This is a genomic window from Comamonas brasiliensis (assembly GCF_018292285.1).
In the GTDB taxonomy this organism is placed as follows: Bacteria; Pseudomonadota; Gammaproteobacteria; order Burkholderiales; family Burkholderiaceae_C; genus Comamonas; species Comamonas brasiliensis.
This window is the reverse complement of sequence record NZ_JAANES010000006.1, coordinates 289,784-299,834: the sequence shown is the minus strand read 5'-3', so window position 1 is coordinate 299,834 and position 10,051 is coordinate 289,784. Positions and strand designations below refer to the sequence as shown.

Annotated in this window: 11 protein-coding genes; 10 read left to right on the top strand and 1 reads right to left on the bottom strand. The window is 58.4% G+C overall.

Features of this window, described 5'->3' with window-relative positions:
* Nucleotides 1–15 precede the first annotated feature (15 nt).
* The 3 genes from DJFAAGMI_RS22250 to DJFAAGMI_RS22240 are packed head-to-tail and all read left to right on the top strand — an operon-like array spanning nt 16 to nt 2,794.
* Nucleotides 16–993, top strand: a complete 978-nt coding sequence (locus tag DJFAAGMI_RS22250; RefSeq protein ID WP_211459228.1) for a PD-(D/E)XK nuclease domain-containing protein — start codon at nt 16–18, stop codon at nt 991–993.
* Entirely contained in the window at nt 990–2,117 is a 1,128-nt protein-coding gene (locus tag DJFAAGMI_RS22245) for a hypothetical protein (protein WP_211459226.1), read from the top strand. Before DJFAAGMI_RS22250 ends, DJFAAGMI_RS22245 begins: the two co-directional genes overlap by 4 nt.
* Complete coding sequence (locus DJFAAGMI_RS22240) at nt 2,114–2,794, top strand: hypothetical protein (RefSeq protein ID WP_211459219.1); 681 nt, start codon at nt 2,114–2,116, stop codon at nt 2,792–2,794. The genes DJFAAGMI_RS22245 and DJFAAGMI_RS22240 overlap by 4 nt, the downstream gene beginning before the upstream one ends.
* A gap of 377 nt (nt 2,795–3,171) precedes the next feature.
* Here the strand turns inward: DJFAAGMI_RS22240 and DJFAAGMI_RS22235 are convergent, their stop codons facing one another.
* Nucleotides 3,172–4,485 (bottom strand): ferredoxin reductase family protein, encoded by a 1,314-nt coding sequence (locus DJFAAGMI_RS22235; protein ID WP_211459217.1) that lies wholly within the window; start codon nt 4,483–4,485, stop codon nt 3,172–3,174.
* A gap of 678 nt (nt 4,486–5,163) precedes the next feature.
* Here DJFAAGMI_RS22235 and DJFAAGMI_RS22230 point away from each other — a divergent pair.
* The 7 genes from DJFAAGMI_RS22230 to DJFAAGMI_RS22200 all read left to right on the top strand — a co-directional run bounded on the left by DJFAAGMI_RS22230 (nt 5,164) and on the right by DJFAAGMI_RS22200 (nt 9,802).
* The gene (locus DJFAAGMI_RS22230; RefSeq protein ID WP_211459216.1) at nt 5,164–5,421 is read left to right on the top strand and encodes a hypothetical protein; all 258 of its coding nucleotides are present in this window, start codon (nt 5,164–5,166) and stop codon (nt 5,419–5,421) included.
* A gap of 90 nt (nt 5,422–5,511) precedes the next feature.
* Nucleotides 5,512–5,769: a hypothetical protein gene (locus DJFAAGMI_RS22225; RefSeq protein WP_211459213.1), complete on the top strand. Its 258-nt coding sequence runs from the start codon at nt 5,512–5,514 to the stop codon at nt 5,767–5,769.
* 302 nt (nt 5,770–6,071) lie between these two features.
* On the top strand, nt 6,072–6,290 hold the full coding sequence (locus DJFAAGMI_RS22220) for a hypothetical protein (RefSeq protein WP_211459347.1): 219 nt from the start codon (nt 6,072–6,074) through the stop codon (nt 6,288–6,290).
* Nucleotides 6,291–6,380: 90 nt separating this feature from the next.
* Complete coding sequence (locus DJFAAGMI_RS22215) at nt 6,381–6,857, top strand: hypothetical protein (protein WP_211459211.1); 477 nt, start codon at nt 6,381–6,383, stop codon at nt 6,855–6,857.
* Nucleotides 6,847–7,755, top strand: coding sequence for a toprim domain-containing protein (locus DJFAAGMI_RS22210; RefSeq protein WP_211459210.1), 909 nt, complete (start codon nt 6,847–6,849; stop codon nt 7,753–7,755). Before DJFAAGMI_RS22215 ends, DJFAAGMI_RS22210 begins: the two co-directional genes overlap by 11 nt.
* On the top strand, nt 7,752–9,548 hold the full coding sequence (locus DJFAAGMI_RS22205) for a DUF927 domain-containing protein (protein WP_211459209.1): 1,797 nt from the start codon (nt 7,752–7,754) through the stop codon (nt 9,546–9,548). The genes DJFAAGMI_RS22210 and DJFAAGMI_RS22205 overlap by 4 nt, the downstream gene beginning before the upstream one ends.
* 2 nt (nt 9,549–9,550) lie before the next feature.
* The gene (locus tag DJFAAGMI_RS22200) at nt 9,551–9,802 is read left to right on the top strand and encodes a hypothetical protein (RefSeq protein WP_211459208.1); all 252 of its coding nucleotides are present in this window, start codon (nt 9,551–9,553) and stop codon (nt 9,800–9,802) included.
* Nucleotides 9,803–10,051 lie beyond the last annotated feature (249 nt).

Here is a 10,051-nt window from a genome sequence, read left to right as displayed (position 1 = left end):
AACACTCAAGGAATCATGGCTGAAACAATAAACATAGCCAAGATGGCGGAAAAGCTCTCCAAAGGGATTTTCAATGAATTCCTTTGGGGCAGGATGAAACACACCAACATCAACTGGCCTTGTGAGAATGAGGAGAAGCATGAGGTTAAGACTCATCCTTCTGATGTTGTCTTTTGGTACGACGAGCCCTATTCACAGTCAAGAACCTATGTGAACTGTGACCTCAAGAGTTATGCCAAAGGTTCCATCACAGTTGGAGCAATCCGGGAGGCCATTGAAAGCTTGGCCAAAGCCCTGACTTGCGCTGAAGTTAGCCAAGAGTTCAGTGATACCTTCATTCACCAAGATGTTTCCCCGAACATCCAAGGAATGCTCTTTGTCTACAACCACGATAAGGAATATGACAAGGACTTCTCCAAGATCCTTGATAAGGTGAAGAGTGAAGACCTAGATATTCCCAAGGGGGCAAAAATTGTTGTGTTTGGCCCTCACGACATCTTTTGGTTGAACAATGTCCACCATGAAATCATTCACTTGAGAGGTGGATCAGGACTCTTGCCAGAGCGAAATTTCTGCAAATTTTTCTACCCACCCCTCATCAGGAAAAAGAATGTTCAGCCTGAACATGCCAAGGCAGCCACCTTGGAAATGCTCACCGCACCTTGGATTATTCTTTCCTACGTTCACCCCAAGAAGAACAATCAAAAGGGATTTGTGGTCTTCATGAGAAAACGAGGCCACACCGTTGATGAATTCTTGTATCTCATTGAGTACCTGACTCATCATCATGTTATTGAAGCTGGGCATGAGGTGACGATCAGAATTCTTGACCCTCATCCTAATTCTTCTGCTAACTTCGATAAGGCGAAGGACCAATACATCGAAGGCTATGACGGTGGAGAGGAGTTCAAGACGCTTCTTGATGTAATAGACATCGGAAAGCTTGAAGATGTACGCACTGACTTTTGCGATAAGGAGTTGTCACGGCAATGATCAACAGCACACTCCAATACTGTGCGACTGACAAGGAAATCTACGATGCCTTGATGTCAGCAAAACAGAAGATCAGCGAAAAGGTTCTTCTTGAACTCGCCAAGGACAGGGGAATCTTCTTCTCGCCCAAAGACAGCCGAGAAGACCTGATCGGTGCAATCTCACTTTTGCCTCACGACTACCATGATCTCAACACTTTGCTTGAGCAACGTGAGCATCAAGGACGGCAGGAGAAGCTGACGTCAGTCACCTTACCAGAAGCCCTGACCATCGAAGAGATCAAGGAAGTCTTGAAGGAGTACACCGCAGATTCGCCACCCGACGAGAAGGTGACTCACCATGCCAAGGGCAACGACCAGGTCGTTGCCACGGTTAAGTATTCCGATATCGATTATGGGAAAACTCGACTCATTCAGCGAACACCCAAGGAAGCTGGCATTGAGTTCCACATAGAGAACAACAAGACAGTCATTCGCATGCCAGCGAATGACCGAGTCAAGGGCATTTTTGGCAAGCTCAAGGACAAGCTAGATGCCAAGCGGAAGACCGAGATTCCAGCAATTCGAATCGAGATCGGAGAGTTCGAGTCCCCAGCCCTTCGAACTGAGTTCTTCACGATACTCATCAGTGACCTCAGCGGCTTCTCATTGAAGAACGTCACCAGCGTCAAGGTTGAGCGGTTGAAGCATGAGCCCGAGGAAGGAGAACTTCAGCTTGAGGACGATCAAGAGAGCGAGGAGGCCAAGCAAGAAGCTCTTGCACTGGTGAAGAAAGTTGCTCTCAAAGGTGAGACTTTGCTTGCGTCTGAGGAGTACCAGAGTCTTGCCAAGAAAGGCTTCTTCATCACGTCCATTATCTGGCGCTCAATGCTGGCGAAGCATCCCTATCCAACGATCGAGTTTGAAGCAGCCTTTGAAGAACCAATCCTTGGAAAGGGGTTCAAGTACTTTGTCCGAGGGGCTTACAACGTCGTTGACAAGCAGTACACCAAGACCATCAGGCCGGTGGACATCGAGGACAGAGAGAAGTACCTGAGCGTCATCGAAGACACAGCCGCGAGCGCGATCAAAGCACTTCGGAAGAAGGCTCAGATTGATGCTGGAGCCCAAGGAGGTCCTGCATGAACAGGATTAGATGGCTCAATGCTCAGTGGCCCTCTTCAATAAGGACGATTGGCAGTAAGCTCAAAGCTATGCCGTTCTGTGAAGACAGCATGGATGGCTTTGCTATTGAGCGAGTAAGGGATGACTTTATTGAAGGCAGGTACATTGAAAAATACACCTATCAGGAACTCAATTCAGACCCCTTTGGCAAAGAAGAAGTTATTGAAAGGATTGGCTACCGATCAACAGGCTTCACCCTCTTTGCTCAGTTTCCATACATTGAACTGAGAGATGGTCAGCGCAGCATCAAGGAGTTCGTGAACAAGCTACTTCAAGCTTGCAACTTCAACTTGGTTGTCTCCCCAATTACTGCGAGCCTTCTTGACTGGGTGACATCTTTCCAAAAAATCACAGGACAGAAGATTGTGGTTGACTCTCTTCAAGTGTCTGGTGTCGCTTTGGAAGACGGGATCACAGGGAAGATTCTGCTGAAGGGCGACAGGGATGTCCGAGAAGCAATTGACAGCTTAGTCGGTGGAAAGAAGTACACCTTGGAAAAGATACAAGTCAGGATGACCCTAGGGGGCAAGAGCTTGTCTGTCCACTTAGCCAACAACGGCACAGCCAAGATTCCGCCCGAACACATATTAGACCTGCTCCCCGTGCTTCGACAGTCCCTCCCCAAGGGCAAGCTTTGAAGCATGCATGGCGGCGCTTCAGACGTGTCTTCGATAAAGGTCGGCAGAAGCCTTCGCAGGGCGGACAAGCGGTCGCTTGAGCCAGTAGGCAGGGAACTGCCGGCTCCGGAGGCGAAGCGGCCAATCAGGATAGCGGCGTTCGACGACAGGTGTTGGCGTTTGCAGCCATTCAGGCACAGGATTGCGACTGACTCAAATCAGCCTGGGCCGGCTGCTCGCTGCCACGCGCTGGACGACTGCTTCTGGCAGAGATGCTGAGTTCATGGCTATGCTAGGAAGCTGACTGTCATGAGGCTGAGGCAGCCGACCATCGCTAATCGCTCAGGTTGTCTGGGGTACTGAGACCCAGCAAAGCTCGGTCTATGAAGCAGGCCAGATCAACGAAACTCGAAGTGTTCCCTGTGCAATTGCCAGTCAGACGCAGGCAACGATTGCCTGAGTGCCTGCTCCAGTTGCTTGCCCATGGCTGCGGGGCCACAGAACCAGACTTGCAGCTGCTTGTCGGGTTGACAGCGTTTAAGCACCTCTTTGGGCGTCCAACGACGGCCGTCGGCAAAGATGTCCAGGCGTACATCTGGATGACGGGCAGCAGCCCGTTCCAAAGATTTGGCAAGCGGATCATTCGCATGCTGGCAGGCATATTGGAGCCAGGCCTGTGGCGCATGGCCTTCATGATGGAGCTGGCCGAGCCAGGAGAGAAACGGGGTTGCTCCCACTCCGGCACCAATCCAGACATGTACTGCCCCATCGTCGTGGTCGGGAGGAAGAAAGCGTCCATAAGGGCCGTCGAGCTCCACCGCGCAACCTGGCGTTAGCCTCTGAGGGAGGCCGCGTGTCCAGTCACCCAGTTGCTTGATGTGAAAGCGCACGATTTGGTCTTGCTGCCCGGCTTCGGACAGCGTGAACGGATGGGCCTCGTGCTCCCCTGCCAGGCGCAGAAAGGCGAACTGCCCCGCTGCATGGCCGGGCCAGGAACCCTCCATGCGGCATTGCAGTTCCAGCACGTCGCCGAGTTGGGTGCACGAAAGCACGGTGCCTGCATGGGGAAAGGCTGGCCGCAGGTCACGCACCACTTGCAGCACTGCGGCCACGACGCCGAGAGCCATTGTCGACGCCAGCAGCCACCCGCCTAGTCCACCCCAGTACCCGGGAGGGGTCAGCACCACTCCATGGAACACCAAGATGAGGTATGCCAGGGGCATGAATCGGTGCAGCCAATACCATCGCCTGTAGGGCACCATGCGTCGCGCCAGCGTGATGGCCAGCATCAGGATCAGTGCATAGAAGGTCCATTCGCCCAGGGTTTTGGCATAGGGCTTGAGCAGACCGACCCACTCAGGCGCAGGAACTTTGGCCAATCGGCCAGAGGTGCCGATGGTGGTGGCGATCATGGATTTGGATTGCTTGGCGAGCCAGTGTGCCAAGCTCAGCACAATGGCAAGGATACCCAGCCACTTGTGCAGACGGTAAGCTTTATCCATGCCGCCCAGCGGCGACTCGACCCAGCGAGGACGCAATGCCAGGACCATAACGGCCGTCATGGACCCGAGCGCCAGAATGCCGGTCAGCAACATGCCTTCCTGACGTAGCACCCACAGCACATGGCCGGGCGGGGAAGGGGATAGCCAAAAAGCCTCGACGGCCCAGATCACAACGAAGGAAGTCAGGACAAGAAGAATGGAACGGCGCACGAAAGTACTCCAATGCGTTCGACTCCAGCAGCGAAAGAATGCGCAAGCCGGCACTGCGCAGGCGTAGATGCCTGTAACGCGTTCATCACGGCAGCTCGTCGTCGAACTGGTTCTGGATTCATGAGGATGAAGCTAACACGGCATCCGTGATGTCTGTTTTCCGTCGAACAAGTAAAGGTTCAAGGACGACGCTGCAGGCTTGGCACGCCCATAACGGAGAGACGGCAGCGAATGCCAGCAGGGCACAAGGGCAGGCAGTCCACTGAAGATGGCACTCATGAAATGGCTCCTTAAAGAATGCAAAGACAGGGAGGGCTCCGGTCTGCATTGTTCGAAAGCCAATGTGAAGCGAGCCTGAATGCGGCATTCATCTCAGGTTCATCCCGGGATCGAGGGGTATCGAGCAGTAGCCATGTCGCACATAGGCAACAGGGCGCAAGCAAGGGGCCGGGCGCAATGTCGAATCCATCAAGACGCTTTCACCATCGGCATTTGCAGCTATAAAAAAGGATGCAGATTGCCTGCGCTGACACTCTTGATGGAGTGCTCTGCAGCAGTTTTTCGTCCATCTGCACCGACATATTTGGATCTTTGTCGCTAGGTGCCAAAGCGCTCAAAAACGTCTCCCTAGCATTAATAAGCATCGATCAACTTACACAGGTAAGAAAGGTGCTTCGAATGACTGCAAAGACGCTTTCCAAGCGGCCCGAGGCCGCATCTGCGGGCACTGTGTTTCCTCCCTTGGAGACGGTGACCACGCCTTTTGTGGATACGCAGCAGGCCGCTCACTACCTTCTGCGCAAGCCCGGCACGCTCAGGATCTGGGCCTGCAACGAAACGGGGTTGGTGCATCCCAAGCGCGTGGGACGCCGATTGTTCTGGCCGGTTGCCGGTATTCGCGCAGCGCTCGGCATGGGCGATGTGATGGAGGGCTGAGAGATGACAGCCAAAAATTGTGCCTGGGCCCACAAGAGCGCACAGCCTCGTGCCGGCGCCACGGACCGAGACCCTCAGCGCCTCCCGTGCATGACGCCACGCCAAAAACGTGTGGCCCAGGCGCTGGTGCGCTGCCGCGGCTGGATTAGCCGAGAAGCCATTGACCGCATTGCGGGCGCCAGCAATGGTCCTGCGGTGGTTCGCCAATTGCGCCGACGCTTTGGTTATGACGCCATCGAGATGCAGCGTATCTGTACGGTGGACTGTGACGGCCAGCCCGCCCAGCCGGGCCGCTACCGCCTGACCGGAGCGGGCCGCAAGCGTCTGGCAGAAAAGGGGGCCGTGTAATGTTTACCCTCTTTCATCATCGCCAAGCCTCATGGCAAAATTGCGCCAAGCCGAAAGGCCCGGTGCGTAGAAACACCTCTTCCGAAGCGTTTGCAACCCCCACCGAAAAGCGGGGTTTTGTCATGCCCAGATTTTCTGGATGGGTGCGCGTCAGCGTGTCTGTCCGCCGGTTACGGGGCATGGTGGGGACTATCCGTAAGGACGTCCGCACGGCTTCGGACGTGTTTCTAACCACCATGCTCCACCCGCTTTGCGTAGAAACAAAGCGAGTGGCTTTCTTGAATCCCGAAGGAGACGAGAACATGTCCACCACTACAGCAAGCTGCGCTGCTGCATCCACGCCCGCCACGGGCACGCCCAATCCTTTCCACCTGCTGGCATTGCACGCCGAAGCGCAGAAAGCGCTCGACATGGCCGTGTTCTACCTGCGCCAGCCCACCGCCGATGTACCTGGTGCGCGCCTGATGGCCGTCAAGGCGCTGACCGCATTGCGTGGACTGTCGCTGGCGCTGGAGGGCTAAACCATGACTGCGCATCACAACGCTGCCCGTGAGGCAGTGCAGGCGGAGCCTTGCCCAAATATCGCTGCCCAGACCCACTCGAGGGGCGACTTGGACCGCGTGGGCATGGTTGCCGCAACAGCACATGGGGTCAAACACCATGCCGCCCCTGTTCCGGAGTCTGTCACGCCACCGGGCTGCGCGTCTAAGGCCTGCGAGGCCGGCGAACTGCCAACCCTGGACCAGGCCATGGTGCTGGCTGTCGACATGGTCTGCGCCTCGCTGCAGGACGCCATCAATCACACCAGCCTGAATGAGGACTGGGATTCGCCGGACATTGACGCTGAATTCGCGGTGGAGCATGTGCACGAGCAACTCCAACGTCTGCGGCAGAGCCTGCCGACTGATCGTCTGGAGTTCGAGCGCAAGTGGCTGGAGGCGGCCTCCATCGTCAAGGTGGTGACACGCAGCTTTCCGGATCAGAACTGTGTGTTTATCAATATCCTTTCCGCGGTCTGCAAGAAGTTCGACGTGATGCTCGCAGCGGTGGAGTGGATGGATGCGAAAGGAGGGGCAAATGATTGCTGACCACTTCGCCCAGGCCATGGCCGCTGCGGGCATGACGCCTCCCGACAGCATCCATGCAGACGGGCAGTTGCATCGTTTCAGCCCCACCGGCAGGCGCAGTGACTGGGCCGGCTGGTATGTGCTGCATGCCGACGGCTTGCCCGCCGGGGTCTTCGGCTGCTGGCGCACCGGCCTGACCGAGACCTGGTGCAGCAAGGCCGAGGGCAGCTTGACCCCTGCCGAGCGCGACGCCATGCGCCAGCGCGTGAGGGCGGCCAAGGCCCTGCGGGATGCCGCACTGCTGCAGCGCCAGCAGCAGGCCCAGGCTGCGGCAACTGCGCGATGGAGAGCTGCATTGCCCGCTGCCCGGCATCCTTATCTGACCACCAAAGGAATTGCGCCCTATAACCTGCGCGTGGACGGCTGCCTGCTGCTGGTGCCCCTGCGCGATACCAGCGGCATGCTGCACAGTCTGCAAACCATCGCCCCCGACGGCAGCAAGCGCTTGATGGGGGGTGGCCGGGTGCGTGGCTGCTATCACAGCGTGGGCTGCCCCGATGCGGCGATTGTGGTGGGGGAGGGGATGGCGACCATGCACAGCGTGCACGCTGCCACTGGCCTTGCCGTGGCAGCAGCCCTGAGCACCAGCAACCTGACTCCCGTGGCGGTGGCATTGCGCCGCAAATTCCCTCTCCTGCCGATCCTGATGGCCGCCGACGATGACCACGCCACCGAAGGCAACCCCGGCCTGAGCGCCGCCCGCGCTGCGGCGCTGGCAGTGGTGGGTGCCCAGGTGGTGGTGCCGCAGTTTCCCGCGGACCCTCCGCGCCAGGCCACCGACTTCAACGACCTGTTTTGCCTGGCGGGTGCCGGCGCGGTGCGCGCGTGCTTTGCCGAAGTATTGGAGCTGACACCATGATGACCACCGATGCCGAAACCTCGGCCCTGGCGGATGTGTGCCCCATCCCCGCCGAGCAGGAGCGCCCTCGCTATGTCGTACTCGATGAACCCTATACCGCCTCCGATGGCAGCAAGTACCGCCCCGGGGTCTGGTACTTCGGCATCAGGCCCAACAAGGGCGACAGTCCGCCCACGCTGGTGCAGCAGTGGATCTGCAGTCCGCTGCATGTGGATGCCGTGACCTTTGACAACACGGGCGCCAACTTTGGCCGCCTGCTGCGCTTTCGCAATACGCTGGGCAAGTGGGGGCAGTGGGCCATGCCCATGGAGATGCTGCGCGGGGATGGCGCCGACCTGCGCGGGGTGCTGCTGAGTCTGGGCGTACACCTTGACTCGAGCAATGCAGGCCGGCATATGCTGGCGAACTATCTGCAAAGCCAGACGCCATCGCGTCATATGGAGGCCGTTCTGCAAACCGGCTGGGCCGGTGGGCAGTTCAAGGCCTTTGCCTTGCCCGATACCGTCATCGGCCCTCATGCGGCGCGTGTGACCTTCCAAAGCGAATCCAAAGGCTTGGACGAATACACCCAGCGCGGCACGCTGCAGAGTTGGCAGGCGGGTGTTGCAGCGTCTGCCGTGGGCAACCCGGTGTTGGTGATGGCGCTCAGTGCGGCCTTTGCCGGCCCGATGCTGGCGCTGGTGGGCATCGAGTCCGGCGGGGTGCACCTGGTGGGCGACAGCTCCACCGGCAAGACCACCGCCCTGCTGGCAGCTGCGAGTGTGTGGGGCGGCGAGAACTTCCGCCGAAGCTGGCGCACCACGGCCAATGGGGCCGAAGGCGCGGCAGCGCTGTTCAACGATTGCCTGCTGGCGCTCGATGAAATCAGCGAGTGTGACCCGCGCGACGTGGGCGAGCTGGTTTACATGCTGGGCAATGGACGCGGCAAGCAACGCGCCAACCGCATGGGCGGCGCACGTGCCATCCACCGCTGGCGCGCCAGCGTCATCAGCACCGGTGAGCGCAGTATTGCCACCAGCATGCTGGAGGGCGGCCAGCGCGTGAAGGCCGGTCAGTCCGTGCGCCTGCTCGACATCCCTGCGCAGCGGCGCTTTGGCGCCTGGGACGAGCTGCACCAGCACGGCAGTGGCCCTGCGTTTTCCGACGCCATCAAGCGCGCATCCCAAAGCAGTTACGGCACAGCGGGTAGAGCCTTTTTGGAAAAGCTCACACGCGACACCAGCAACCATGCCGAGCGCCTGGAGCAGATCAAGGCTGCTTTGATGCAGAGCCTTGAAGGCGACGACGGGCAACCGGCCCGAGCGGCTGCCCGCTTGGCGGTACTGGCGCTGGCCGGCGAGTTGGCGACAAGCTATGGCATCACGACCTGGCCCGAAGGGGAGGCGACCAAGGCCGCGGTTGTGGGCTTTGAGGGTTGGTTATCCATGCGAGGTGCGATATCGGGCAATGCCGAGCACCACCAGATCACTCAGGCCGTGCTCGACTTCATCGACCGACACGGCGAGAGCCGGTTCTCCGATGCCACGGGCTCCTTTGACGACCGCCAGCAGGCCATGGTGCGCGAGCGCGCGGGCTGGTGGCAGCACGTGGGCAATGGCATGGAGTACCTGTTCACCCCCGGCGGAATGCGTGAGGCACTGAAGGGCTTTGACTTCGACCGCGCTTTGAAGGTGTTGCGTCTGGCGGGTTTGCTGGATGCGCACCACGACGGCAAGAGCTCCAAGCAGCAGCGCATTCATGGGCGTGTTGTCCGTGTGTATGTGGTGCGGCCCGACACGGTCATGGAGGGGTAGGCATGTCGAACGAAATCACACTTATGCGCCTGCGTGAATTCATGCTGGAAAGAGCGATGTGCTACGACCATTTTTTCAAAGAGTCGGAGAGCCGCTCGGGGTGGCTCACACCCGGTGAGCTGCGAAGGGCATGTCAGGAATCCGAGCTACTGTTCGACGCACGCGAGACCTACGTTGCCGCATTGATGGTGCTGGAAGAGTTCGAGCAGTCGATGCGAACGAACAAAGCCACCGGCTCTGAGGCCGGCGGATAAGCCGGGATCAGCCACAGCGAGTCACTGGCATAGGCTCCTGCTGAGCGCTCGCAATGCCAGCAACTGCAATGGCCCTCTCACCGGCATTGCCCGCACGCACCCACCGGCATGCGAAAGCTGATGCACGGGCATAGATTTGCGATGCCGCGGCATCGTTTCGAAACGCGGAAAGCCAATGGCGGCGGGGCTTTTCTGGGAATTGCCATGGTGATTTCTAAACGATTTGCTAACGGGCAGAAGCAGGCGTCC

Bases quoted from the DNA above. Each gene is read 5' to 3' on its own strand.
- DJFAAGMI_RS22230 (WP_211459216.1), top strand. From the start codon at position 5,164: ATGACTGCAAAGACGCTTTCCAAGCGGCCCGAGGCCGCATCTGCGGGC.
- DJFAAGMI_RS22245 (WP_211459226.1), top strand. From the start codon at position 990: ATGATCAACAGCACACTCCAATACTGTGCGACTGACAAGGAAATCTAC.
- DJFAAGMI_RS22220 (WP_211459347.1), top strand. From the start codon at position 6,072: ATGTCCACCACTACAGCAAGCTGCGCTGCTGCATCCACGCCCGCCACG.
- DJFAAGMI_RS22240 (WP_211459219.1), top strand. From the start codon at position 2,114: ATGAACAGGATTAGATGGCTCAATGCTCAGTGGCCCTCTTCAATAAGG.
- DJFAAGMI_RS22205 (WP_211459209.1), top strand. From the start codon at position 7,752: ATGATGACCACCGATGCCGAAACCTCGGCCCTGGCGGATGTGTGCCCC.
- DJFAAGMI_RS22200 (WP_211459208.1), top strand. From the start codon at position 9,551: ATGTCGAACGAAATCACACTTATGCGCCTGCGTGAATTCATGCTGGAA.
- DJFAAGMI_RS22225 (WP_211459213.1), top strand. From the start codon at position 5,512: ATGACGCCACGCCAAAAACGTGTGGCCCAGGCGCTGGTGCGCTGCCGC.
- DJFAAGMI_RS22210 (WP_211459210.1), top strand. From the start codon at position 6,847: ATGATTGCTGACCACTTCGCCCAGGCCATGGCCGCTGCGGGCATGACG.
- DJFAAGMI_RS22250 (WP_211459228.1), top strand. From the start codon at position 16: ATGGCTGAAACAATAAACATAGCCAAGATGGCGGAAAAGCTCTCCAAA.